Below are 24069 nucleotides of genomic sequence, written 5' to 3' on the forward strand. Positions count from 1 at the left end.
TGGCGCGGGCCTCGGCCTCGGCGCAGGGGCAGCCGCGCCTGCGTTGGCGGCCGATGCACCGCAGGCCGTCACGCGCGTCGCGATGCTCGTGCAGCTGCGCGGCCCGAACCTGAAGGTCGACGAACGCATCGGCCAGCATCTCGGCGAACGCGGTTACGCGGTGCGCCTGATCGACGAATCGTCGACGCCCGATGCGGCGCGCGATGCCGACCTCGTCGTGATCTCGTCGACGGTGTCGTCGAAGAATGTGCGGCCCGGCTGGCGCACGCTCGACAAGCCGCTCGTGACCTGGGAAAACGATCTGCTCGACGATCTCGCGATGACCGGCAAGCGTCATGACGTCGACTTCGGCGAAACGGGCAAGGAGCGCTACCTGTGGCTCGTCAATGCGCCGCACCCGATCGCGGCCGGGCTGCCGGCCGGCGCGACGAACGCGTACGGCAAGCAGGCGCCGATGAGCTGGGGCAAGCCGGGGCTCGGCGCGATCACGATCGCGACCGTGTACGGCCAACCCGACAAGGCCGCGATCTTCGCGTACGAGAAGGGCGCGACGATGGACTACGAAGCGCTCGCGCCGGCGCGTCGCGTGATGTTCTTCCTCGACAACGACACGTTCGTGAACCTGTCGCCGGCCGGTGTCGCGCTGTTCGATGCGGCCGTCGACTGGGCGGCCGGGCGGCGCTGATCGGCAACGTCGGCCCTAGGCCGCCTGCCGTGCCGCCGCTTCGATCAGTTGCGCGAGCATCTGCGCCGGCTCCGACATCGTCCGCCGCGCGCGATGCACGAGCCCGATGTCGCGGTGGAACGTGTGATGCCCGAGGTCGATCGCGCGCACGCCGGCCGGCCAGCGGCGATACACGGCCGTCTGCGGGACGATCGCGACGCCGACGCCGTTCTCGACCAGCTTGACGATCGCGTCGAGCTCGTCGAGCTCACACGTGTCGCGCACCGCGATGTGCATCTTCCTCAGAAAGCGATCGACCTGGCGGCCGCCGAACGACGCGCGGTCGTAGCGCACGAACGGCTCGCTCGCGAGCAGTTCGGCCCAGTCCTTGCCCTTCACGCCGCGCGGCACGATCAGCCGGAACGGTTCCTGCACGAGCGTCGTCCAGTGCAGGTCGCTCTGCAGCGAGAACGGCGGCCGGATGATCGCGGCCATGTCGATTTCGCCAGCATCCACCCGGTTGACCAGTTCGATCGACAGCCCCGGTATCACGCGCGTGCGGCACGCGGGATGCCGGCGATGGAAATCGGCGAGCGCGGCCGGCAGCAGCGCGCTCTGTACCGACGCGATCGCGCCGATCGTCACGCGCACGCTGGCCGGCGAACCGGGCGCCGTCGAGCTCAGGTTCTCGTACAGGCCGATCAGCGCCTGCGCCTGGTCGAGCACGTGATGCCCCATTTCGTTGAGCCGGGCCGACCGGCCTTGCCGGTCGAACAGCGCGAAGCCGAGCTCGGCCTCGAGACGCTGCATCTGCGCGCTCACGGCCGCCTGCGTGAGCCCGATACGGTTGCCGGCCGCGGCGAACGTGCCTTCCCGGGCGACGGCGACGAGGGTTTTCAGTTCGCGGATCATTCATCAATTCTGTTTGTGAATGATGCAACTATATATTGATTTAATTTTTGCTTGACCTTGACTACCATGGTGCCGTCCTCGCGCCACGCGAGCGTTCCATCACGAGGCAATCATGAGTCTTTCCCCGTTTCACCTGGCGATCCCGGTCTACGACCTGCCTGCCGCGCGCGATTTCTACGGCCGTGTGTTCGGGCTGGAAGAGGGGCGCTCGAGCGCGCAGTGGGTCGACTTCGACTTCTACGGGCATCAGCTCGTGATCCACGAGCATCCGAAGACCGCTTCGCAGGAAGGCGCGCATACGAACGCGGTGGACGGTCACGACGTGCCGGTGCCGCATTTCGGGATCGTGCTCGACTGGCCGAGCTGGGAAGCGCTGGCCGAGCGGCTGCGATCGTTCGGCGTGACCTTCGTGATCGAGCCGTATGTGCGGTTCCAGGGGCAGGTCGGCGAACAGGCGACGATGTTCCTGTTCGATCCGTGCGGCAATGCACTCGAATTCAAGGCGTTCCGCGACATCGGCCAGTTGTTCGCGAAGTGACCGGCGGCGCCGTCAGCGCCGATTGAAATTGGGTGCGAGAATGCGGCCTGCGGCCCGGCTGCGCGCATGCGCACCGGCCGGCGCCGCGCCGCACGGCATCCGTCCGTGCGTGCCGTTCTCCAAGGAACCCGTATGGACAGTCACATCGCTCCGGTGGAGCTGAAGAAGGCCTACCGTCTCCTCAACCACGGCCCGACCGTGCTCGTGTCGGCCCGTCACGACGGTGTCGACAACGTGATGGCCGCCGCCTGGGCGTGCGCGCTGGACTTCCTGCCGCCGAAGCTGACGGTCGTGCTCGACAAATCCGCGAAGACGCGCGAGCTCGTCGAGCGCAGCGGCACGTTCGTGATCCAGGTGCCGACGGCCGCACAGATTCGGCTCACGCATGCGGTCGGCAACCACAGTCTCGCGGAGCGGCCGGACAAGCTGCGCGAAGCAGGCGTGACGCTGTTCGACGTCGAGGGCCACGACCTGCCGTTCGTCGCCGGCTGCTCGGGCTGGCTCGCGTGCAGGCTGGTTCCGGAGCCGCACAACCAGCAGACCTACGACCTGTTCATCGGCGAGGTGGTCGCGGCGTGGTCCGACACGCGCGTGTTCCGCGACGGCCACTGGTATTTCGAATCGGCCGATCCGGCGCTGCGCAGCCTGCACTACATCGCGGGTGGCAATTTCTATGCGATCGGCGAATCGCTGCACGTCGATCCGGACGCGAAGTAAGCGTCGATCCGGGCGCGCGGTTCACGCGCGCTTCTTCAATTCCGTCAGCATGGTTTCGGCGAACGCCTGCGCGACGCGCGGCAGCGTGCGGCCGCGCTTCGTGACGAGTGCGATCGGCCGCACGAACGCGGGGTCGTCGATCGGCTTCGCGACCAGCTCGGGCTCGGCGCGCACCTCGCGCGCGGTCGCCGGCAGGATCGTCACGCCGAGGCCGCCGCGCACCATCGCGACGGCCGTCATCATGTAGGTCGGCTCGCACGCGATGTCGGGCGTGCAGCCGGCCGCGTCCAGCGCGGCGTCGACGACGCTGCGCACGCTCGTGCCCTGCGCGGTGAGCACGAGCGGCACGGCCGCGACGTCGGCGGTGCTCACGCGGCGCTTGCGCGCGAGCGGATGATCCTTCGGGCACACGGCGACGAGCCGGTCGGCGCCCGCGTACAGCACCTCCAGCGATGCATCGAACGTGTCGCCGCCCGTCAATCCGAGATCGGCTTCCTCATTGCGCACGAGCGCGGTGACGAGGCTCGCGACGCCGTCGCGGATCTCGAAGCCCGCGCGCGGCACGTCGCACCGGAACGACTGGATCAGCTCCGGCAGCATGCTGGACGCGAAGGTCGGCAGGCACGCGAGCCGCACCGTGCCGCTCGTGCCTTCGCCGAGCGCGCGCGCATCGCGCAGGACGCGCTCCATGTCGTCGAGCGAGCGCTGCAGCAGCGGCAGCAACTCGCGCCCGGTCTGCGTGAGCGCGACGCTGCGGCTGTTGCGGTCGAACAGGCGCGCGCCGACGATTTCCTCGAGCCGGCGGATCTGCACGGTCAGCGCCGGCTGCGACAGGTGCAGGCGCGCGGCCGCACGCGTGAAGTTGCCGGCCTGCGCGACGGTGACGAACGCGCGAATGTCGCGAAGATTCAGATCCATAACGGTTCGTGATTGCTGCGATCAAATCATTTCAATTGTGCTATCGCTGCGCCGACCTTACGCTCGTCTCCAACAAAAGACAAGGTAGGAGACACGGATGCTGCCGTTACTCGGGCTTGGCACGATCGTCGTGCTGCTGGCCGCGATTCTGTCGAAGCGGATGTCGCCGCTCGTCGCGCTGATCATCGTGCCGATCGCCGCATCGCTGATCGGCGGCTTCGGGCTGCACACCAGCAAGTTCGTCGTCGACGGGCTGAAGGGGCTCGCGCCCGTCGTCGGGATGTTCGTGTTCGCGATCCTCTATTTCGGCACGATTACCGACGCCGGCACGCTCGACCCGATCATCGACCGCATCCTGCGTGCGGTCGGCACGCGGCCGACGCGCATCGTGATGGGCACGACGCTGCTCGCGCTGCTGATCCACCTCGACGGTTCGGGTGCCGTCTGCTTTCTCGTGACGATTCCGGCCGTGCTGCCGCTGTACGACCGGCTGAAGATGGACCGGCGCGTGCTGGCCGCCGCGGTGTCGATGGCCGCGGGCATCAACTTCCTGCCGTGGACGGGGCCGATGATCCGCGCGTCGGCGTCGCTGCACCTGCCGGTGTCGGCGCTGTTCAATCCGCTCATTCCAGTCCAGGCGATCGGGCTCGTGTTTGTGTTCGGCGTCGCGTACTGGCTCGGGCGGCGCGAGGAGAAGCGGCTCGGCCTGACGGGCGGCGACGCTTCGATCCCGCTGCCGAAGCGCGAGCTGACGCCCGACGAGCAGGCGCTGCGCCGGCCGCACCTGTTCTGGTTCAACCTCGTGCTGACGCTCGTCGTGCTCGGCACGATGGTCGTGATGGGCGAGAAGATCCCGCCCGCGATCATGTTCATGGTCGGGCTGTGCATCGCGCTGATGGTGAACTACCCGGACGTCGACATGCAGAGAAAGCGCATCGACGCGCATGCGCGCGCCGCGCTGATGATGGCCGGCATCCTGCTCGCGGCCGGCGTGTTCACGGGGATCATGCAGGGCAGCGGGATGCTGAAGGCGATGGCGCAGGCGGCGGTCGGCTTCGTGCCGCCGTCGATGGCCGGCCACATTCCGGTGGTGCTCGGCCTCGCGTCGATGCCGCTCAGCATGCTGTTCGATCCCGATTCGTTCTACTTCGGCGTGCTGCCCGTGATCGCGGAGGTGGCCGGCCAGCTCGGCGTGCCGGCCGTACAGGTCGGGCAGGCGGCGCTGCTTGGCCAGATGACGACCGGGTTCCCGGTCAGCCCGCTGACGCCCGCGACCTTCCTCGTCGTCGGCCTCTGTGGCATCGAGCTGGCCGAGCACCAGAAATTCACGTTCCCGCTGCTGTTCGGCGCCTCGATCGTGATGACGATCGCGTGCGTCGTGCTGGGCATCTTTTGATCTTTCCCGGCGGTGAAACCCGCCGGACGACGGTACGGACATGACAGCAAAGCAACCTGAACGGCGCGTGCGCATCGGCGCGGGCGCCGGCTACTCGGGCGACCGGATCGAGCCCGCGGTCGAACTGGCCGAACACGGGCAGCTCGACTATCTCGTCTTCGAATGCCTGGCCGAGCGCACGATCGCGATCGCGCAGCAGGCGCGGCGCAAGGATCCGGCACTCGGTTACGACCCGCTGCTCGATGCGCGGATGCATGCGGTGCTGCCGGTCGCCGCGCCGAAGGGTGTGCGCATCGTGTCGAACATGGGCGCGGCGAATCCGCGCGCGTCCGCACGGCGCACCGCACAGATCGCGCAATCGCTCGGCATCGCGGGGCTGAAGGTTGCGGCGGTCGAAGGCGACGACGTGCTCGACGTGGTGCTGCGCGGCGCGTTCCGCTTCGAGGAATCGGGCGATGACGTCGCCGATTATCGCGACCGCATCGTGTCCGCGAATGCGTACCTCGGCGCCGCGCCGATCGTCGATGCGCTCGCGGCCGGCGCGGACGTCGTGCTGACCGGGCGCGTCGCCGATCCGTCGCTATTCGCCGCGCCGCTGATCCACGCGTTCGGCTGGCAGATGGATGACTGGGACGTACTCGGGCAAGCGACGGTCGTCGGCCACCTGCTCGAATGCGCGGGGCAGGTGACGGGCGGCTATTTCGCCGACCCCGGCTACAAGGACGTGCCGAACCTTGCGCGGCTCGGGTTTCCGATCGGCGAAGTCGCGGCCGACGGCTCGGTCGTGATCACCAAGGTGCCGCACGCGGGCGGCCGCGTGAGCACGGCGACCTGCAAGGAACAGCTGCTCTACGAGATTCACGATCCGGCGCGGTATCTGCAGCCCGATGTCGTGGCGGATTTCACGCGCGTCGTGGTGGCCGACGAGGCGCCGGACCGCGTGCGCGTGACGGGCGGGCGCGGCACCGCGCGGCCCGATACGCTGAAGGTGTCGGTGGCTTATGTCGACGGTTACATCGGCGAAGGCCAGATTTCGTACGGTGGCCCGGGCGCGCTCGAACGTGCGCGCCTCGCGCTCGGGATCGTCCGCGAGCGGCTGGCATTGACGGGCGTTGCAGCGACCGAGTTGCGCTTCGACCTGATCGGCGTCGATGCGCTGTATGGCGACGCGACGCCCGCCGTGCGCGGCGAGCCGGCCGAGGTGCGCGTGCGGGTGGCCGGCCGTGCGGCGAGCGCCGCCGAAGCGGCGCGCATCGGCAACGAAGTCGAGACGCTCTACACGAACGGGCCGGCCGGCGGCGGCGGTGCGTTCAAGTCGACGCGCGAGGTGATCGCCGTTCAGTCGGTGCTGCTGCCGCGCGCGGACGTGGCGCCGTCGTTTTCATTCGTGGAGGCATGATGCAACTGCGTGAACTCGCGCATGCGCGCACCGGCGACAAGGGCAATACGCTGAACGTTTCGGTCATCTGCCGCGATCCGCGCCATTACGATCATCTGCGCACGCATCTGGATGCCGATGCAGTGAAGGCATGGCTCGCGGGCATCGTGCATGGCCACGTCGTGCGTTACGAACTGCCGGCGCTCGGTGCATTCAATTTCGTGTTGCGCGATGCGCTCGGCGGCGGCGTCACGCGATCGCTCGCGCTCGATGCGCACGGCAAGTCGGTCAGTTCGGCGCTGCTGGCGATCGAGGTGCCCGCCCCGGCGTGACGGACGATGTTGCCGCCATGCGGTCAACCGGCACAAGAATTGTTCCTGTTTGATCTAAAACCCGTGGCACGCTGCTTTTCATTCGGAAGAGGTGGACTGTGTCAGGTGTCGGTAAAACATGGTATGCGCTTAGCCGAAAAATGGAAGTCGCGCTCTTGTCCACTCAATGATGGTCGGCGGCATGGTGATCGTATAGTCGACTTGCTTCTCATCATCTTGATAAGTGATGCTATCAGTCCCTATTCTCAGCGGTTGGTGACCCGGTTGCCCATCCCAAAATACTTTGTAGTATCTCTTGGCCAAAATTTCACCCTGGGAATCCGTGACGGTAAGTTGCACTGAATCCATGCCATCACCAAAGAATCGGTTATTGTTGGCGCCACTTCCACAGATGTCGATCGTGTACTTCTTGCCGCCAAACTCCTTGATTCCACCATTTAGCTTGCTGTTGTAGTTGTGGTTTCGGCAGTCAGTGTAGTCGTGGTTTCCCTGCAAAAAAAGGATGCTGCCGCCAACAACCAATAGAAGTATCAGTGCGCTGGCGATGAAGGTTGCCATGCGTGTCCTTCTTACATGGGTTCTGACGGGCGACATATCGTTTCCAGTTTGAGTTGAATGGGTCTGTCGAGTTTCAAGAGCTGTGGCTTGCTGTAGATCATGAAATCGCCACCTCTATTGTGTTTCTCCCGCCATTCGTTGTAGCTTTTATTGTACACGGGATAGTAGACGTTCTTGCTCAACAGCTTTCTCATCCCGGTGCGCGTGTCAACAGGCTTGTTGAGCGGGATTCCTGGAAAATAAGGCAAGTTGATGGTTGTTTCCGTAATCGATGAATTGCCCATTTGAGTGTGAAGCTTCTTTCCATCGATTATATCGCTGGCAACCGCGCGATATGAAAGGATCATGTCTTTTTTGTTCCAGTGTCCGAGATATTGACTGTTCCCGTCATCTCTGTCATTGAAGGAGTAGTTGTCCTTGACGTAAACATAGATGTGAGTGATTGTGGCGATGGCGTCAATGCAATATGCCTTTGTTCTCGCGGTGCTGTCGTATTGGAAGTATTTTTCAGTAGCAATATCCGTTCGCCCAACAGCGACGTACAAGTTGAAATTTCCAAGCGTCGCAGTCAGATCGGTTAAGAGTAGTCCATCGAGTGTGGCACTCGTCGGAATATTTTTGAACTGGAACTGCCAATCAATGTGAAACTGCCTTGCATTATTGGTGAGAGGTGTGGTGTCAAAAGAGAGGTCTGTCAATCCCTGATCGACAAAGGCGGTTTGTATTTTCCTGAAAATTTTTCGTCTTGCCTCCTCGATTGTGCCCGGCGAATAGACTCTTTGATTAATAAGCTCGTCATATTTTTTTCGCACGCTGCCGAATCTCAAGGTCCATTTGAGTGTAACTGTTGTATTGTCGATCGGTTGTTCGGAGTTGGGGACATCGTTGTAGATGTGCTTGGGATTGGCAAACCAGGCTCTTGCAATTTTCGCAGCGACCGGCCAACCGATTTTGTCCATTGCGGCAGGAACATCCTGCAGATCAAACTCGGGAATCTTCTCATGATCTTCTCCGTCCGCCTTCTTCGGCTGCGCAGATGGCTTTGGCGGTGCTTCGGGCTGCGCGGCCAGTAGCTTCCGGAAGGCAGCTTCTGCCTCAAGCTGTTCAGCGGTCGGCTTGGGTGGCGGCGGTGGCGGAGCCTCACCGGGAGCGAGTCGCGCGTATGAGATGGTTTGTTGCGTGTTGATCGGCACGCATCCTTGAGATCCAATGCAAGCCTTCCACGTCGCAGTGGCAAAAGGTAGCCGTGAAGGACTCATTTTGTAGTAAGGCAGTCTTTTTGGCTTCGACATGTTTTTATGGAAACCCCGTCAATTCTATAATTCTTAAAGGCAATTCATCATCCAAGTCAGGATGCTCTCAGGAATAGCTCAGGCTAGCACCGAAGTGATCAATGCAGTCCACATGTATCGAGAGTGCTGGTTTTAGGGAGCGTGACAATTGGGGCGAAGAGTCGCTAAATCGCGCGTAATTCTCGCGTTCAATGATGAACTGGCTAAGTTTTTGTTGATTCGATGAAGTGGAGAGAGTTTTAAATTATGTTAATTTTGGATGGTGATGCTAAAGACTGGTTCGATCTCAATCCGGGAAATAGCCATCCCGGACGTAGATGGATTCGGCATGATGTGTCCGGGCGGACGCGAAGGCACACCACGAAGACGAACAGAAAGGCGTGAACGACATCGGCAGAACTGCTCGTCGGCCACTCGAAGCCGGCGCGGCGTATGTGGCATTGAGCGAGTGGCTTCGGCGAGCGTCGCGGGGGCGTTGCGTGCATCGGTCTTGGCTTCGCCGATGTGCAAATAGACGGGTGCCAGTTATTCACCAGGCCCGGTGACAACACCCCGGGATCGTGAATACGACCGGGGCGGAAATCACGCCGGGCCTGGCTGATTTTCGGGGAATGAAGAGGGTAACGGAGCTACGGAATCAGCAGTTCGCGAAGGCCGTCGGCGTGCTCGATGCGTTCGCCGCCGATGTGCAGACGTTGATCACGGCGATAGTCGTAGACCGCGCGCGACGCGGCGAGCTGCTCGAAATCGAGTTCGACCGCATGACGCGATTCGGTATTGCCGGCCTCGAAAATCAGGTTGCCGAACGGATCGGCCGCGAGGCTGCCGCCCGCGAATACGACGTCGTGCGTGCTGCCGCCGACGCGGTTGGCGACCACCGTGAACACCTGGTTCTCCATCGCGCGCGCCGTGGCCGACGTGCGGTGGACGGCGCGGTACGGTTCCATGTTGCCGTCGGTGATGAGGATCAGCTCGGCGCCGAGCGCGGCGAGCGCGCGGCCGGTTTCGGGGAATTCGTTGTCGTAGCAGATCAGCAGCCCGATCCGCACGCCGTGCCATTCGATCGTCGCGTAACGGTCGCCGGGCAGCACGACGCCGTGCTCGCTCACCCACAGGTGGGTCTTGCGATAGCGCAGCGCGATGCCGTCCGGCGTGACGAACACGGTGGTGTTGTAGAAGCGGCCGCCGTCGTTCTCGATCAGCCCGACCACGACGGCAACGTTGCGCGCACGTGCGGCGGCGATGACCGCGCCGACGCTCGGGCCGTCGAGCGGCTCGGCGCATTCGGCAAGATTCGACGGATCGAGGAAGCCGGTGAGCTGCGCTTCCGGGAACATCACGATGTCGGTGCCCGGTGCGCAGGTTGCGATCGCTTCGAGCGTGCGCTGCAGGTTGTAGTGCGTGTCGCCGTCGCGGCCGGCGAGCTGGACGATGTCGAGCTTCAGTTTCATGGGCGGTTTCGGTGGCAAGGGCCCGTCGCCGGGGGCGCCGGAAGGGTGGATAAGGAGGCCCAGTATGCGCCGAAGCGGCGGATTTCCCATCCCGCCGGTGCGTTAACCCTTCGGGGGTATTGATCTCCGCGGCGGTTGCCGGCGCATGTTTTTTTGATTGGTCTGACCAGTCGAACCTCAAGTTGCGAGGTGGCGGGTCGTTAAATCCGTTTGCGTACTCGTTTGACCATTCGATAACAACGCGCAACCGGAGATCGCCGTCATCATGCTGTCATCAATTCGCGCTCGGATTCTGGCAACTTGCGTCGCCATCGTCGTCACGGCGCTCGCCGTCACGGGGGGCCTCGTGTACGGAGTCGTCAAGCGCCACAACGACGAAACCATCGATCAGAACCTGCAGTCGGTGCTGGCCGGCCATGCGCTGGCGCTCGACGAGTGGGTCGCGAGCCGCGGGCAGCAGACCCAGGCGCTCGCCGATACGCTCGCCGTCGGCGAAGGCGATCCGCTGCCGGCGCTGACGCTGCTCGGCAAGTCGGGCGGCTTCCAGGTGCTGACGCTCGGCCTGCCGGACCGAACGGCGTTCTCGAACATCCCGCTCGCGCCCGGGTACGACCCGACCGCTCGCCCGTGGTACAAGCAGGCAGTCGACGCCGGCCGGCTCGTCGTCACCGCGTTGTATCGCGATGCCACGACCGGCAAGCCCGCGTTCGCATTCGCGGTGCCGATCGTGCGCGGCGGCACGCTGAAAGGCGTGCTGGCGGCGAGCCTCTACATGGAGCGCGCGAGCGCGATCGTCGCGTCGATGCACCCGACGCCGTCGAGTTTCGCGTTCCTGGTCGACCGCAGCGGGCGCCTCATTGCCGGCGCGAAGACCGACCTGATCATGAAGCCGGCGGCCGAGTTGTCGCCGGAGTTGACGCCCGAGCGTCTCGCCGGCCTGCAGACCGCGACCGAACCGGTGGCGATCGCGGTGGACGGCGTGACCAAGCTGCTCCGCGCCCAGGCGATCGCCGGCACCGACTGGTCGCTCGTGATGGCGCTCGACCGGTCCGACGTGACGGCCGGCATGCGGGCCGTGGCGACGACGACGCTCGTGGCGATCCTCATCGTGGCCTGTATCGCGGCCGCGCTCGTCGGTGCGCTGACGAACGCGGCATTCAAGCGCGTGCTGCTGGTGCGCGACGCGCTGACCGACGTCGCGAGCGGAAGCGGCGACCTGACGAAGCGACTGCCCGCGGACGGCAACGACGAGGCTGCGCAGATCGCGCGCGCGTTCAACCTGTTTGCGGAGAAGATCGGGTCGATCCTGCTGCAGATCCGCGGTTTCAGCGAATCCGTGAGCGTGGCGAGCGCGGAGATCGCGCAGGGCAACCAGGATCTGTCGAGCCGCACCGAGCATGCCGCGTCGAGCCTGCAGGAGACCGCGGCGGCGCTCGAGGAGATCGCCGGCACCGCACGCAACTCGGCCGATTCGGCGACGCAGGTGAACCGGCTCGCGGAATCGGCGTCGAGCGTGGCGATGCGCGGCGGCGAGGTGGTGAGCCAGGTGGTCGCGACGATGGGCGAGATCACCGCGGCGTCGAACGAAATCTCGAACATCATCGGCGTGATCGACGGCATTGCGTTCCAGACCAACATCCTCGCGTTGAACGCGGCCGTCGAGGCGGCGCGCGCGAACGAGCACGGGCGGGGCTTCGCGGTCGTCGCGGGCGAGGTGCGCACGCTCGCGCAGCGCAGCGCGCAGGCCGCGAAGGAAATCAAGCAGCTGATCCAGGCGTCGGTCGACAAGATCGAGGGCGGATCGGGGCTCGTGCAGACGGCCGGCGCGACGATGGACGAGATCGTCGAGGGCGTGCGCGGCATTTCGAGCGTGATCGCGGAAATGACGGTCGCCGCGAACGAGCAGAGCACCGGGATCGCTCAGGTGAACCAGGCGGTGTCGCAACTCGATCATTCGACGCAGCAGAACGCGGCGCTCGTCGAGGAGTCCGCGGCGGCGGCGGCGCTGCTGCGCGAGCAGGCGGCGCAGCTCGCGCAGACGGTCGGCGAATTCAAGCTCGCGCGCACGCACGCGGCCGATACGGCGCCGGCGTGAACCGGGTTGCGCCGCAGCGGGAGCGGCGCGGTTGAATGGGCTGTGCGCGGGCCGTGCGTTATCCGCCTGTCTGCGCGTTCAGGAACAGCGAGAACAGCTCCGATTGCGAGTTGATGGCGAGCTTTCCGTAGATGTTGCGGCGATGCACCTTGACCGTTTCGGCGGAAATCGACAGCTTGTTCGCGACTTCCTTGTTCGAGCGCCCGCTCAGGATCAGCCGGATCACGTCGAGCTCGCGCGCGGTGAGCGGCGTGCCGAGCCGCGCCATCGCCTGCTCGAAGCTGTCGCGTGCGCCGGGCCGGCGCGACGGCGGATGTTCCGCGGAGGCAGGCTCGAACGCGAGCCGCTGCCGCATCAGCCCGGCCACCCACGGCCGGATCAGGTCGAGCAGCGCCACCTGCTCGGGGCTGAAGCGCCGCTTGCTGCCGAGCGACAGGCACAGCGTGCGCGCATCGTCGAGCACGACGTTGAACTGCACCTCGTCCTCGACGACGTTGTGCGTGAAATAGCGCATGTAGTACTCGGTATCGCGAAAGCACTCGGGCGCGACGTCGGACAGCCGGAACAGGCCGCTCTTCGGCGCGTCGCGGTTCGCGATGTAGAACGGGTCGAGTTGGTACAGGCCCTGCACGTAGTCGCGGAACAGCGGGTCGGGGCCGCCGCCTTCGTATGGGCATTCGGCGAACACCTGCGGGCGGCCGTCGCCGAACGTCAGCGCGACCCAGCTGTCGACCGCGACGTATTCCTCGATCAGCCGGATCAGTGCGAGCCAGAAGCCGGGCTGGTCGAGCGACTCGATGAGCCGCCCGACCGACCGGTGCCATGCGACATCCTGCAACGTGAGGTTCATGCGTAGGTCCAAGTCGGGCAGTGCGATGCGCGCTTGCAGTACCGCGCCTTGCGTGTACGCTACGGGCTCGCGGGCAGGTTCCCGCGTGCATCGAACGGAGCCTGGGGTGAAGAACGAGATCGTAACGCCGGCCGGCGCGAATGGCGAGGCCGTACGCCGCCGCCGGTTCGCGGCCGTCGCCGTGCGTGCCGCGCTGGCGTGTCTGGGCGCGGTGGCCGTGCAGCCGGCCGCCGCCGCGCCGCAGGCGTCGTGCGATGACCAGCTGACGCGGTTGATCGTGCCGGCACTGCGGCAGACCGCGATGAACCGGCGCGACATCCGCGCCGACGTGGACGAGCGTGACGGCGACGTCTACCGCATCAGGCTGTTCACGATGCCGGACCACCCGGGCACGCCGAATCGCGATGCGACGATCGGCTGGGTGACGCTCGATATGCAGGCGAAGCGTGCGCTCGACGTCACGCGCGATCCCGACCGGCCGGACGTGCTGAAGATCGACCGGCGCGCGCTGGCGCGTTTCGTGTCGACGTGTGTTGCGCCGGCGGCACCGGCCGCGCCCGTGCGCAACGCCGTCGATTGCGATGCACTGAACCGCCGCGCGCAGGCGCAGGGCGACTACGTGACGAGCAGCGACGCCGGGCGTGTCGTCACCGGCCAGGGGCGCCTGCCGTTCTATTCCGCGCCGGACGACGCGTGCCGGATCGACGGGCTGTTCATCGTCGAGCACGACCACGTCGATGCGCGGTCCGGCTACGGCCGTTTCACGTCGGTCGTCTATCTGAATCCGCGCACGCGCGGCATCGCCGAAGGGTGGGTGCCAACCGCGCGGTTGAAACCGGACGGCACCGGCATCGCGCCACGGCAACCGTGATCGTATGTGCCCGCAACCATCCGTCACGCATCCTTTCGACCAGAACGAACCACGTCATGACTGCCCCGCACCGGAACACACGTCTGAAGCCGCTCGCGGGTTCGCTCGCTGCGCTTGGCGCACTCGCGGTACTGACGGCGCTTTCCGCGTTGTCGCCCGTTCATGCGGCTGAGCCGGTTCAGCCCGACCGTCTGTTGAAAACCTTCATCCACGACACTTACGGCAACTGGCGCGCGGATCGCAAGGGCTGGCAGGCGGACGGGGACGATTTCATTTATGCGCCGTGCGGTTCGCTGCGCGTCGCGACCGCGGATGGCCCGCGCATGCTGCTCGCGATGTGCGGCGAGACCGAGGCTGCCGTGCAAAACGGGATGCCGGGGATGGATTCGGACGCGACGACAGGCACGATCGAACTGTACGTGCTGAAGCCGGCGGCCAACGGCGCGACGCTCGAGCCGATCGTGAAGAAAACGGAGATCGCGTCGGGCAAGCGCGGCGAGCCGGGCACGGTGCGCATCGAGCGGCTCGGGCCGCACCTGTTCGGGTTCGTCATCGGCGAAAGTGACATGCGGCAAGGCTATACGCAAAGCTTCCGCTCGATCTGGCTGCCATACGGCAATGCGCTGGTGCTGGCGGCAGCGCGCATCGACGAGGCGCTCGACAACGCGGAGTCGAGCGAATGTGCGAACGCCCAGGCGCGCTGCGAGGAGCGTCGCTTCGAGATCGCGCCGGACACGACTGGCATCGGCGACGTCTATCCGCTGACGGTCACGGAAACGGGCACGCGCGGCGACAAGGCCATCCATGCGCGCTATACGGTGAAGTTCGACGCAACACGCGGCCGCTACGTTGTGCCGAAGGCATTGCGCGAAGGGTACTGACGCTGCCCGCCCGACGAACCGGGACACGATCTTCCGCAGGCCCGGTGCCTGCTTCAACACGGCCAGTCACGCGCGCAATAGGACAAGTCAGAATTGCGCGAAAGTGTCGTGAAGCCGCGACTTTCACATTCGCTTGACAATTTTCCCGCACGCTGCCGGGTAATCTCCGACCTTTCACGAGACGGCACGCATGCGAGTGCTGTCGCGCGTGGCGGGCCGGTTCGGTGCCGCCTCGCCGGGATGTCCGGCGACGCGCGACACGCGAGGATCGAACCTCACATCGCCTGCCGGATTCACCCGTAACATAGGTAGTCCGAATCAATATGAAGGTATCCGGCATGGTGGGCGCCGCGATGGCGTCGAGCCTGCTGTCGCTTTCGGCGGGGACAGCGGCGGCGCCGTTGTCGACGTCCGATCCGCAGCGGCATCAGGAACAGCAGCTCGACGCCGTGCGTCGGCAGGCCCTGCAGTCCGCCGATGTGCTGACGCCGGAGGCGGGCGCACGTGGCAACACACTCATGCTGCCGCACGAGACGCCGTGCGTGCCGATCCGTTCAATCGAATGGCGCGGCGCGGCCGATTTCCCCTGGCTGTCGAAGCAGGCACCGGGCGTCGGGCAGTGTGCCGGCACGCGCGGGCTCGCGGCGATTCGCAGCTGGGCCACCGATCAGCTGGTGGCGCGCGGCTACATCACGTCGCTTGCCGCGATTCCGGACCAGGACTACGCGGACGGACGGGTGATCGTCGAGGTGCTGCCCGGCCGGATCGGTGCGATCGACGACGTGCCCGGCCGTATCGGTACGGCTCGGGGCGTATTTCCTCACGGACCGGGCGCGCTGCTGAACGTGCGCGATCTCGACCAGGCGCTCGAAAACATGCGCCGCCTGCCGGGGCAGTCGGCCGCGACCTTCGCGATCGCGCCCGGCGCGGCATTCGGCGACAGCGATATTCGCGTCGGGCATCCGGCCGGCGTGCGCCGCATCCGCGGAGTACTCACCGCGGACAACAGCGGTCAGGACGCAACGGGGCGCAACCAGGTGGCCGCGATCGTCGCGGTCGATTCGCCGCTCGGCCTGTATGACCAACTGCTGCTGACCGCCGGCAATGATGCGTATCCACGGCGCTCGACGCGCGGGTCGCGTTCCCTCAGCGGCAGCTGGGACGTACCGGTCGGCTATGCGTCGTTTTCGCTCGCCGCGAGCGAGTGGGCGACCCGGCAGGCGATTCCCGTCGGCGATACCACGTTCGTGTACGCGCGCCGCACACGGCGGATCGAAGCCGGCATCAGCTATGTGCCGTACCGGTCGGGTACTGGGCGCACCCGCGTCGGCCTGACGCTGGCGCGACGGGAAGACCGCGCGTGGTTCGACGCGTTCGAACTGCGCGTCCAGAAGCACGTCATCACGAGCTACACATTCTCGGCCAGCCACCTGCAGCGGTTCACGCGCGCCTCGGTGGAGGCCGGCGCATCGTGGCGCGGCAGCCTGCGTGGGCTGAGCGCCTTTCCCGGCTACGTGCAGGACCGCAGTGACTGGAATGGCCGCTACGGGATCGCGACGGCGAACGTGGCGGTCGACGCGCCGTTCACGGTCGGCGCGCGCCGGGCGAACTACCGCGGCACTTTCGTCGTGCAGCGTGCGCCGTCCCCCGTGCCGTCGACGGAATTCCTGCAGATCGGCGGACGCTACACGGTACGCGGCTTCGACGGCAACGAAACGCTGGCCGCACGCAGCGGCTGGGTGCTGCGCAACGAGCTGTCGACACGCGCGGTGGCGGGCATCGACGCCTATGCCGCGCTCGACGCGGGCAGCGTGACGGTCGACGCGGATACGTCGGGCAGCCGCACGCTGGTTGGCGGCGCGCTCGGCCTGCGCGGCGGCTACAAACGCGTGAGCTTCGACGTCGCGCTCGGCATGCCGCTGCTGAAACCCTCCACGCTGCACAGCGCAAGCCCGACGCTCGACGTTCAGATTGCCGCGCGGTTCTGACGGCGCCTGATTGCTTCATCCCGTGCAGCGGGGCGTGCTGTCGCGACGACATCGCGCTCCCGTTGAACGGTCCGGTGCGGGATTGTCCCGCCCGTCATCCACCCAAGCGAGGACCACCATGAAAATGACTCGAAAGCGTGCGGCGCACCGTCACGCGCCCCTGACCCCGAAGCGGCTCGCGCAGTTGCTGGCCGTCGCGTTGCCGGCGTTGTCCGCGCCGGCCGCCCATGCTCAGATTTCCACGGGCGGCTCCGACAACCCCCACGTGCCTGGCATCAGCTTCAAGAACAAGAACGTCATCGTCGAGATCGTCAAGCCGAACGAGGCAGGCGTATCGCACAACCAGTTCATCAACTACAACGTCGGGTCGAACGGATTGATCCTGAACAACGGCAGCACGGCGTCCGATACCCAGCTGGCGGGCCGGATCGACGGCAACGCGAGGCTCGGCGGACAATCCGCGAAGGTGATCCTGAACGAAGTCATCGGCGGTGAACGGACGAAGCTGCTCGGGCCGACGGAAATCGCCGGCCAGTCGGCGCAGCTGATCATTGCGAACCCGAACGGGATCACCGCGGACGGCGCGAGTTTCATCAATGCGTCGCAGGTGAAACTGGTCGCGGGCACTCCGGTGTTCGATGCGAACGGCAATGCGGGTGCGTTCGATACGAAAGGCGGGATCGAGATCGAAGGCCGCGGCCTCGATGCTCGAAGCGCGGCACGTACCGACCTGATCGCCCGCACGCTGCGCGTCAACGCGGCCCTGCAGGCGCAGCGGCTCGTGGCAACCGCAATCGACGGCAACGTGAAGATCGACGGCGACAAGCTGACCTATGCACTCGCGCAAGGCACGAACCGGCCGGAGATTGCGATCGATGTGTCGCAGCTCGGCAGCATTCATGCGAATGCGATCACGCTGATCGGCAAGGGTTCGAGCGTCGGCGTCAACGTCGCGGGCCGGATCGAGGCGATCGCCGGCGACCCTGTCGTGCCGAAGACGCGCGGCATCGTGTCGGGCGGCGGCATCGTGCTGATGGGGTCGACCGGCACGGTGAAGGACGCCGGCGCGAATGGCGATGTCCGGCTGGTGGGCGATGCGAATATCGATGGGACGATTGCGGGAAGCGTGCTGACGATGCTCGGCGAGACGAAGATCGGCAAGCGCGGCATCGTGACGGCGAGCGACGCGTTGCTCGCGGTCGGATCGAATTCGGCCGGCACGACGTTGACGAACGACGGGTTCGTGCGGGCCGGGGCGGTGCGGGTGATCGGCAGCGTGCACAACAGCGGCACGCTGCGCGGTGATCGGTCGGTATCGCTCACCGGCAACGCATTCGTCAACGAGGCGGGCGGGCTGGTCAGTTCCGGCGGAGCGGTGGACGTCGTCGGGGGGACGTATCGAAACGACGGGAAAGTTGAGCAAAACGCGGTGTTTCCTGGCGGCAACCCTGAAGGCGGCGGCAATCAGGGAGGGGACGGTCAGGAGGGCGGTAACTCGGGAGGTGGCAACGCGGGAGGTGGCAACGCGGGAGGCGGTAACGCGGGAGATGGCAACGCGGGAGATGGCAACGCGGGAGGCGGTAACGCGGGAGGCGGTAACGCGGGAGATGGCAACGCGGGAGGCGGTAACTCGGGAAGCGGCAACGCGGGAGATGGCAACCAGGAAGGCGGCAACCCCGGCACCGGCAATCCCGAATCGTCGGTCCCGGGCCTCGTCGCTGACACGAACGACGCGAACTCGCCCCGGATCGACGTGAAGGACGGCGTACCCGTCGTCGACATCGCGAAGCCGAACGGCTCGGGCCTGTCGCACAACCGCTTCACGGAGTACAACGTCGGCCCGGACGGGCTGGTCCTGAACAACAGCACGAAGCCCGTCGACACCGAACTCGCCGGCCAGATCGGCGGCAACGCGCGGCTCGGCGGCCGGGCGGCCCGCGTGATCCTGAACGAGGTGACCGGCAGCGGGAAGTCGATGCTGAAAGGGCCGACGGAGATCGCCGGGGAGTCGGCGCTGCTGGTGATCGCGAACCCGAACGGGATCACCGCCAATGGCGCGCGCTTCATCAATGCGTCGCAGGTGAAACTGGTGGCGGGCACGCCGTCGCTCGACGCGAACGGCAACGCGAACCGCTTCGACACGAAAGGCGAGATCGTCGTCGAAGGCGGCGGGCTCGACGCGCGCGAAGCGAACCGGATCGACCTGATTGCACGGACGTTGCGTATCGATGCGGCGCTGCATGCGCTGAAGCTGGCCGCCATCGCGGGCGATGGCACGGTGACCTACGACGGCGACAATTCTGCATTCCGTCTCGCGCAGTCGCCGAACCGGCCTGAGGTCGCGATCGATGTATCGAAGCGCGGCAGCATCGACGCCCACGACATCACGCTGACCGGCAACGGCTCGGATACCGGCGTGAACATCGACGGCGCGATCCGGTCGACGCTCGCTTCGGGCACGGGCCTCGACGGCAACGTGACGATTGCCGGTGGTTCGCGCATCGGCGGGACGGTCGACGGCGAATCGATTCAATTGCTGGGCGGTACTGACGTGGGCAGCGCTGGCAGCGTGACCGCGCGCGACGCATTGAGCGTGCTGGGCGGCCTGAAGAACGGCGGCACGGTCACGGCGGCGTCGGTCAGCGTGAACGGCGGAACGATCAATGAGGGCAAACTGACCGCACACGGCCGGTTCGCCACCAACGGCGGGCTCAGAAACGACGGCACGCTCACGGCCACGTTCGCCAGCGTGAACGGCGGCGCATCGAACACCGGCACGCTTAGCATGGAAGGCAGGCTCGGCGTCAATGGCGGGCTGACGAACGACGGCACGATCGAGGCGGCGACGGTGAACGTCAACGGTGACACGTCGAACTCGAAGCGGCTGTTCGCCAGCGACGCCCTGATCCTGAATGGCCGCACGACGAACACGGGCCACCTCGTAACGGACGGCTCGCTGTCGATCAACGGCGGACTGGAGAACGGCCTCGAAGTCTGGGCCAAGGCCGTCAGCGTAAACGGCGGCGTGACCAACAAGGGCACCTTGACGGCGCTCGACCGGCTCGCCGTCAACGGCGGGTTGACGAACGGCGGCACGGTCGAAGCCGAATCGATCAGCGTGAACGGCGGTGCGACGAATCGGGGTACGCTGACCGCGGATACGCGTCTGGCGATCAACGGCGGGCTGCGGAATCACGCCGAGGCGCATGCGGCGACGATCAGCGTGAACGGTGGCGTGTTCAATGCCGGGACGCTACGCGGCGACGAACGGATCGGGATCAACGGCGGACTCGACAACCTGACCAGCGCACGGGTCAGCAGTGGCGGCGTCGTGAAGGTGAACGGGCAGGTGGCCAACGCGGGCGAGATCGAGCAGTACGTCAAGCGTTGATCCGCCAGGTCTTCCGGTCGGGGCCTGCCTGACCGGAAGACTGCCGCGCGCCGCGCCGCGTCGCGCGGATAAGGGGCGCCGGCCGCGTGCAATGCGCGGCCGGCACATGCGGGCGCACCGGGCCGGAACCGGCCGGCGCGCCCGCGCATTACACGTACAGATATCGCACGAGGTGGAAGAACACCGGCGCGGCGAAGCAGATCGAGTCGACGCGATCGAGCATCCCGCCGTGGCCCGCGATCATCGAACCCCAGTCCTTGGTGCCGAGCGAGCGCTTGACGGCCGACAGCACGAGCCCGCCGACGAAGCCTGCGATCACGATCGCCAGGGAGATGCCGAACGCCGACCAGAAGCTGAACGGCGTCACGCGATACAGCGCCGCACCGCACAGCGTCGCGAGCAGGCCGCCGCCGACGAAGCCCTCGATCGTCTTGGACGGCGACAGCTGCGGCGCGATCTTGCGCTTCCCGAACAGCTTGCCGACCACATACTGCAGCACGTCGCTGATCTGCACGACGAACAGGAAGAAGAACAGCAGCAGCGGGGTCTGCCCCGTGTAGTGCGGAATGTCGAGGATCAGCAAGGCCGGCGCGTGGCTCAGCCCGTACACGCACACCATCAGCGCCCAGTTGATCTTCGCGTTGCGGCTCAGGAATTCGCGCGTGTCCTGCGTGAGCGCCGATACCAGCGACATCGCGAAGAACAGGTGCACCGGCACGAAGATCGAATACATCCCGTACCAGTTGATGCCGAGCAGCAGGTACTGCACGGGGATCGCGACGAAGAACGCGATGAACAGTGTCGTGTGGTCGCTCGCGGTGGTCGGTGTGAGCGTGATGAATTCGCGCAGCGTCAGGTACGACAGCACCGCGAACACGAGATACGTGACGTTGTTGCCGAGGCTGATCGCGATGACCATGATCGCGATCATCGCCCACCACGCACGGATGCGCTGGTTCAGGTTGACGATGGTCGCGCTCGTGCCGCCGCTGCGTGCGCCGAGGATCGCGCCGATCACGGAGGCGATGACGAGCACGCCCGTGACGCCCGCGACCAGTTCCCAGAAGAGAGTTCGCATGGGGTTATCCGGAAAAGGGAGAGAAGGGGAGCGCGTTCAGCCGGCCGGCCGCTGCGGCGGCGCGAGCGCGACGACCGCGTCGCGCATGCGGGCGAGGAACGTCGGCTTGTCTTCCTGGGCGCCGAGCGCATCGTTCGCACCGAAGTGCACCTTGCAGATCAGCGGCACCGGCCAGATCGCGCCCTTCGGCATGATTCGTTGCAGGTTCTCGAGATAGACGGGCGCGAGCGCGACGTTCGGAAACTCGGTCGCGAGGTGGAACAGCCCGCTCTTGAACGGCTGCGGCAGGATCTCGGCGCCGCGCGTGCCTTCGGGGAAGATGATGATCGAATGGCCCTGCTTGAGCGCGTCGCGCACGGGGTCGAGCGGATCGCCGCCGGATTCGCGGTGGCGGTCGATCAGCACGACGTTCAGCAGCTTCTGCGCGATGTGGCGCTTCATGTCGCTGCTGTCCCAGTAGTCGCGCGCGGCGACCGGCCTCACGACCGCGCGCACGTTGCGCGGCAGCGCGGCGAGGATCGCGAGCGTGTCGATGTGGCTCGTGTGGTTCGAGAAGTAGATCTTCTGCGTCGGGGACGGCGGCGCCTGATGCCAGACCGGATATGCGCCGGCGACGAGCCGCACGATGGACAGCAGGAAATCGCGCTGCCAGACGTTGAGAATGTTCATCGGCGCTGCGCCTCCTGCTTGCCTGCATGGCCCGCGGCGGATGTGCGGCGGGCGGGACCCCGGAATGCCGGCGCGGCAGGATGCGCGCCGGACGGCCCTTGTTTAAATTTTTTCAAATTCGTGGCTGCCTGTCGCAGGTCCGCGATAATCGGACGATTCGCCGCTACACGTTGTTGCGTCGCGGCGAATGTGCCGGTCGGCGGCGTGATAATCGGCTGTTGCACGAGTGCCCGTTTGCAGTTCGAATGGATCTCGCTGCGATCGGGCCAGCGGATTATCGCGAGTTTCCGTCAAAAACGCCAGATTGGCGCCACGCATGCGGGCCGGGCGCATGCTTGACGCATCGGGGCCGCTCGGCGACGATTAGGGCCGCCCATGGAAGGCCGTCCAAGGCCGTTTCGCCGCCCGGGGCATGGCGGCGGGAAACGTATCCGACTGTGCCGCGCAAATAAAACGATGAGCCTCTACGCACTCAAACCCAAATTCCAGAACCGTCTGCGCCCGTTCGCGAACTCGCTCGCGGAGCGCGGCGTCACGGCCAACCAGGTCACGCTGTTCGCGGCCGGCGGCTCGATCGTCGTCGGCGCGCTCGCCGGGCTCGGCGTGTTTGCCCGCGCGCTGTTCCTGCTGATCCCGCTTTGGCTGTTCGCGCGGATGGCGCTCAACGCGATCGACGGGATGCTCGCGCGCGAGCACAACCAGAAGAGCACGCTCGGCGCATACTTGAATGAACTCGGCGACGTCGTGTCCGATATCGCACTGGTGCTGCCGTTTCTCGCGATTCCGGCGTTCGCTCCGGCAGACGTCTGGCTGTTCGCGCTGACGGCGGTGATTGTCGAATGCGCGGGGCTGATCGGCCCGCTGGTCGGCGTGAGCCGCCGCTACGACGGCCCGTTCGGCAAGAGCGACCGCGCGCTCGCCCTCGGCGCGTTCGCGCTGTGGATCGGGCTCGGGTTTCCGGTCGGCGGGGTCGCCGCGTGGCTGTGGCGCCTGCTGATCGTGCTGTCGATCGTGACCGTGGTGCGGCGCGTGCAGGCCGGCATCGCGGAAAAGGGCGGTTGAAAAAGTAGTCGACGCAGTTGCGGTACCGGGCGCCGGAGGGCGGCGCACCAAGATTCGAATAACGAAACGAGAGAGATCGCATGAGCGCACGCATGGCCCGCGAGGCCGACTTCATCACACACGACGGCGAAACGCTGTTCTATCGTCACTGGCCCGCCACGGGCGCGCGCTGCCGCGGTGCAGTCGTGTTGCTGCATCGCGGCCACGAACACTCGGCGCGCGTCGCGCACCTCGTCGACGAGCTCGATTTGCCCGATTTCGCGTTCTTCGCGTGGGACGCGCGCGGCCACGGCCGCTCGCCCGGCGCACGCGGCTACAGCCCGAGCGCGGCCGCGTCGGTGCGGGACCTGCAGACCTTCGTCGAACATATCCGCGACACGCACGGCATCGCGATCGAGGACATGGCCGTGGTCGGCCAGAGCGTCGGCGCAGTGCTCGCGGCCACCTGGGCGCACGACTACGCACCGCCGATCCGCGCGCTCGTCGTCGCATCGCCGGCGTTCCACATCAAGCTCTACGTGCCGTTCGCGCGGCTGGGCCTGCGGCTGATGCACAAGCTGCGCGGGCTGTTCTACGTGAACAGCTACGTGAAGCCGAAATTCCTCACGCACGATCCCGAGCGGATCGCGAGCTATGCGTCCGATCCGCTGATCACGCGGCCGATCGCGGTCAACATGCTGCTCGACCTGCATGACACCGCGCAGCGGATCGTCGCCGACGCGGCGGCGATCACCGTGCCGACCCAACTGCTGATCTCGGGCGCCGACTGGGTCGTGCATCGCGGCCCGCAGGACCGCTTCTTCGAACGGCTCGGGTCCGCGCGCAAGGAGCGCATCGTGCTGCCGGGCTTCTATCACGACACGCTCGGCGAACGCGACCGCGCGCAGGCGCTCGCACCGCTGCGTGCTCGTGCTGTCGCGCTTCGCGGGCGCCGCACGCGAGCTGACGGGGGCGCTGATCGTCAATCCGATCGATATCGACGGGATGGCCGATGCGCTGTCGCAGGCGCTGACGATGCCGCTCGCCGA

At 66.1% G+C, this 24069-nt stretch carries 20 protein-coding genes and 2 pseudogenes; 14 read left to right on the forward strand and 8 right to left on the reverse strand.

Annotated elements, in window-relative coordinates; genetic code table 11:
* Positions 1 to 685: hypothetical protein (locus G3O06_RS37235; RefSeq protein WP_205819127.1), on the forward strand; the 685-nt coding region annotated here is incomplete at its 5' end.
* Positions 686 to 700: 15 nt separating this feature from the next.
* On the opposite strand, the gene G3O06_RS37240 is transcribed toward G3O06_RS37235, so the two are convergent.
* Positions 701 to 1576: a LysR family transcriptional regulator gene (locus tag G3O06_RS37240; RefSeq protein ID WP_174969418.1), complete on the reverse strand. Its 876-nt coding sequence runs from the start codon at positions 1574 to 1576 to the stop codon at positions 701 to 703.
* A gap of 112 nt (positions 1577 to 1688) precedes the next feature.
* Here G3O06_RS37240 and G3O06_RS37245 point away from each other — a divergent pair, with 112 nt between their 5' ends.
* Both G3O06_RS37245 and G3O06_RS37250 read left to right on the forward strand, forming a co-directional pair.
* Complete coding sequence (locus G3O06_RS37245; protein ID WP_059863468.1) at positions 1689 to 2114, forward strand: VOC family protein; 426 nt, start codon at positions 1689 to 1691, stop codon at positions 2112 to 2114.
* A 132-nt stretch (positions 2115 to 2246) separates the two neighbouring features.
* Positions 2247 to 2831: a flavin reductase family protein gene (locus G3O06_RS37250; RefSeq protein WP_174917780.1), complete on the forward strand. Its 585-nt coding sequence runs from the start codon at positions 2247 to 2249 to the stop codon at positions 2829 to 2831.
* Between the two features lie 21 nt (positions 2832 to 2852).
* Here G3O06_RS37250 and G3O06_RS37255 read toward each other — a convergent pair whose 3' ends face one another.
* Positions 2853 to 3749 (reverse strand): LysR family transcriptional regulator, encoded by an 897-nt coding sequence (locus G3O06_RS37255; protein WP_205819128.1) that lies wholly within the window; start codon positions 3747 to 3749, stop codon positions 2853 to 2855.
* A 97-nt stretch (positions 3750 to 3846) separates the two neighbouring features.
* Here G3O06_RS37255 and G3O06_RS37260 point away from each other — a divergent pair, with 97 nt between their 5' ends.
* From G3O06_RS37260 to G3O06_RS37270, 3 genes are read left to right on the forward strand one after another with little or no spacing between them, the layout of a single operon-like run.
* Positions 3847 to 5145 carry a citrate:proton symporter gene (locus G3O06_RS37260; RefSeq protein ID WP_174917782.1) on the forward strand — a complete coding sequence of 433 codons (1299 nt, stop codon included), beginning with the start codon at positions 3847 to 3849 and terminating at the stop codon, positions 5143 to 5145.
* A gap of 40 nt (positions 5146 to 5185) precedes the next feature.
* A complete protein-coding gene (locus tag G3O06_RS37265; protein ID WP_205819129.1) occupies positions 5186 to 6544 on the forward strand; it encodes an acyclic terpene utilization AtuA family protein in 1359 nt (452 codons plus the stop codon).
* Entirely contained in the window at positions 6544 to 6855 is a 312-nt protein-coding gene (locus G3O06_RS37270; RefSeq protein WP_205819130.1) for a hypothetical protein, read from the forward strand. The genes G3O06_RS37265 and G3O06_RS37270 overlap by 1 nt, the downstream gene beginning before the upstream one ends.
* A gap of 129 nt (positions 6856 to 6984) precedes the next feature.
* On the opposite strand, the gene G3O06_RS37275 is transcribed toward G3O06_RS37270, so the two are convergent.
* The 3 genes from G3O06_RS37275 to G3O06_RS37285 all read right to left on the reverse strand — a co-directional run bounded on the left by G3O06_RS37275 (position 6985) and on the right by G3O06_RS37285 (position 10156).
* Positions 6985 to 7413 carry a hypothetical protein gene (locus tag G3O06_RS37275; protein ID WP_205819131.1) on the reverse strand — a complete coding sequence of 143 codons (429 nt, stop codon included), beginning with the start codon at positions 7411 to 7413 and terminating at the stop codon, positions 6985 to 6987.
* 11 nt (positions 7414 to 7424) lie between these two features.
* A complete protein-coding gene (locus G3O06_RS37280) occupies positions 7425 to 8606 on the reverse strand; it encodes a DUF6402 family protein (RefSeq protein WP_346779581.1) in 1182 nt (393 codons plus the stop codon).
* A gap of 728 nt (positions 8607 to 9334) precedes the next feature.
* Positions 9335 to 10156 carry a carbon-nitrogen hydrolase family protein gene (locus G3O06_RS37285; protein WP_174969412.1) on the reverse strand — a complete coding sequence of 274 codons (822 nt, stop codon included), beginning with the start codon at positions 10154 to 10156 and terminating at the stop codon, positions 9335 to 9337.
* 265 nt (positions 10157 to 10421) lie between these two features.
* Here G3O06_RS37285 and G3O06_RS37290 point away from each other — a divergent pair, with 265 nt between their 5' ends.
* Positions 10422 to 12251 (forward strand): methyl-accepting chemotaxis protein, encoded by a 1830-nt coding sequence (locus G3O06_RS37290; protein ID WP_174983328.1) that lies wholly within the window; start codon positions 10422 to 10424, stop codon positions 12249 to 12251.
* Between the two features lie 58 nt (positions 12252 to 12309).
* Here G3O06_RS37290 and G3O06_RS37295 read toward each other — a convergent pair whose 3' ends face one another.
* Positions 12310 to 13101, reverse strand: a complete 792-nt coding sequence (locus G3O06_RS37295) for a LuxR C-terminal-related transcriptional regulator (protein WP_205819133.1) — start codon at positions 13099 to 13101, stop codon at positions 12310 to 12312.
* Positions 13102 to 13207: 106 nt separating this feature from the next.
* Between G3O06_RS37295 and G3O06_RS37300 the strand changes: the two genes are divergently transcribed.
* The 4 genes from G3O06_RS37300 (at position 13208) to G3O06_RS37315 (ending at position 20232) form a co-directional block, all read left to right on the forward strand.
* Entirely contained in the window at positions 13208 to 13972 is a 765-nt protein-coding gene (locus tag G3O06_RS37300) for a hypothetical protein (protein WP_205819134.1), read from the forward strand.
* A 56-nt stretch (positions 13973 to 14028) separates the two neighbouring features.
* Positions 14029 to 14853, forward strand: coding sequence for a topoisomerase IV (locus tag G3O06_RS37305; RefSeq protein ID WP_205819135.1), 825 nt, complete (start codon positions 14029 to 14031; stop codon positions 14851 to 14853).
* Positions 14854 to 15176: 323 nt separating this feature from the next.
* Entirely contained in the window at positions 15177 to 16841 is a 1665-nt protein-coding gene (locus tag G3O06_RS37310; protein WP_205819136.1) for a ShlB/FhaC/HecB family hemolysin secretion/activation protein, read from the forward strand.
* A 118-nt stretch (positions 16842 to 16959) separates the two neighbouring features.
* The gene (locus tag G3O06_RS37315) at positions 16960 to 20232 is read left to right on the forward strand and encodes a filamentous hemagglutinin N-terminal domain-containing protein (protein WP_205819137.1); all 3273 of its coding nucleotides are present in this window, start codon (positions 16960 to 16962) and stop codon (positions 20230 to 20232) included.
* Between the two features lie 148 nt (positions 20233 to 20380).
* On the opposite strand, the gene G3O06_RS37320 is transcribed toward G3O06_RS37315, so the two are convergent.
* Both G3O06_RS37320 and G3O06_RS37325 read right to left on the reverse strand, forming a co-directional pair.
* Positions 20381 to 21310: a phosphatidate cytidylyltransferase gene (locus tag G3O06_RS37320; RefSeq protein ID WP_174917790.1), complete on the reverse strand. Its 930-nt coding sequence runs from the start codon at positions 21308 to 21310 to the stop codon at positions 20381 to 20383.
* 36 nt (positions 21311 to 21346) lie between these two features.
* A complete protein-coding gene (locus G3O06_RS37325; RefSeq protein WP_043182415.1) occupies positions 21347 to 21979 on the reverse strand; it encodes a lysophospholipid acyltransferase family protein in 633 nt (210 codons plus the stop codon).
* A 456-nt stretch (positions 21980 to 22435) separates the two neighbouring features.
* Here G3O06_RS37325 and G3O06_RS37330 point away from each other — a divergent pair, with 456 nt between their 5' ends.
* The 3 genes and pseudogenes from G3O06_RS37330 to G3O06_RS49365 form a co-directional block, all read left to right on the forward strand.
* Entirely contained in the window at positions 22436 to 23041 is a 606-nt protein-coding gene (locus G3O06_RS37330) for a CDP-alcohol phosphatidyltransferase family protein (protein ID WP_124455915.1), read from the forward strand.
* An 80-nt stretch (positions 23042 to 23121) separates the two neighbouring features.
* Positions 23122 to 23949: pseudogene (locus G3O06_RS37335) on the forward strand (lysophospholipase); the annotation flags it as partial.
* Positions 23945 to 24001 (forward strand): annotated as a pseudogene (locus tag G3O06_RS49365) (hypothetical protein); the annotation flags it as partial. The pseudogenes G3O06_RS37335 and G3O06_RS49365, both read left to right, overlap by 5 nt.
* Positions 24002 to 24069: the final 68 nt, after the last annotated feature.

Origin of the sequence: Burkholderia sp. Ac-20345 (genome assembly GCF_017104825.1) — a bacterium.
GTDB lineage: Bacteria > Pseudomonadota > Gammaproteobacteria > Burkholderiales > Burkholderiaceae > Burkholderia > Burkholderia lata_B.

Excerpts from the sequence above, each read along its gene's own strand:
- G3O06_RS37295 (WP_205819133.1), bottom strand. The coding sequence starts at position 13,101 with ATGAACCTCACGTTGCAGGATGTCGCATGGCACCGGTCGGTCGGGCGG.
- G3O06_RS37275 (WP_205819131.1), bottom strand. The coding sequence starts at position 7,413 with ATGGCAACCTTCATCGCCAGCGCACTGATACTTCTATTGGTTGTTGGC.
- G3O06_RS37290 (WP_174983328.1), top strand. The coding sequence starts at position 10,422 with ATGCTGTCATCAATTCGCGCTCGGATTCTGGCAACTTGCGTCGCCATC.
- G3O06_RS37250 (WP_174917780.1), top strand. The coding sequence starts at position 2,247 with ATGGACAGTCACATCGCTCCGGTGGAGCTGAAGAAGGCCTACCGTCTC.
- G3O06_RS37255 (WP_205819128.1), bottom strand. The coding sequence starts at position 3,749 with ATGGATCTGAATCTTCGCGACATTCGCGCGTTCGTCACCGTCGCGCAG.
- G3O06_RS37320 (WP_174917790.1), bottom strand. The coding sequence starts at position 21,310 with ATGCGAACTCTCTTCTGGGAACTGGTCGCGGGCGTCACGGGCGTGCTC.
- G3O06_RS37240 (WP_174969418.1), bottom strand. The coding sequence starts at position 1,576 with ATGATCCGCGAACTGAAAACCCTCGTCGCCGTCGCCCGGGAAGGCACG.
- G3O06_RS37325 (WP_043182415.1), bottom strand. The coding sequence starts at position 21,979 with ATGAACATTCTCAACGTCTGGCAGCGCGATTTCCTGCTGTCCATCGTG.
- G3O06_RS37285 (WP_174969412.1), bottom strand. The coding sequence starts at position 10,156 with ATGAAACTGAAGCTCGACATCGTCCAGCTCGCCGGCCGCGACGGCGAC.
- G3O06_RS37265 (WP_205819129.1), top strand. The coding sequence starts at position 5,186 with ATGACAGCAAAGCAACCTGAACGGCGCGTGCGCATCGGCGCGGGCGCC.
- G3O06_RS37310 (WP_205819136.1), top strand. The coding sequence starts at position 15,177 with ATGAAGGTATCCGGCATGGTGGGCGCCGCGATGGCGTCGAGCCTGCTG.
- G3O06_RS37330 (WP_124455915.1), top strand. The coding sequence starts at position 22,436 with ATGAGCCTCTACGCACTCAAACCCAAATTCCAGAACCGTCTGCGCCCG.
- G3O06_RS37315 (WP_205819137.1), top strand. The coding sequence starts at position 16,960 with ATGAAAATGACTCGAAAGCGTGCGGCGCACCGTCACGCGCCCCTGACC.
- G3O06_RS37270 (WP_205819130.1), top strand. The coding sequence starts at position 6,544 with ATGCAACTGCGTGAACTCGCGCATGCGCGCACCGGCGACAAGGGCAAT.
- G3O06_RS37245 (WP_059863468.1), top strand. The coding sequence starts at position 1,689 with ATGAGTCTTTCCCCGTTTCACCTGGCGATCCCGGTCTACGACCTGCCT.
- G3O06_RS37260 (WP_174917782.1), top strand. The coding sequence starts at position 3,847 with ATGCTGCCGTTACTCGGGCTTGGCACGATCGTCGTGCTGCTGGCCGCG.
- G3O06_RS37305 (WP_205819135.1), top strand. The coding sequence starts at position 14,029 with ATGACTGCCCCGCACCGGAACACACGTCTGAAGCCGCTCGCGGGTTCG.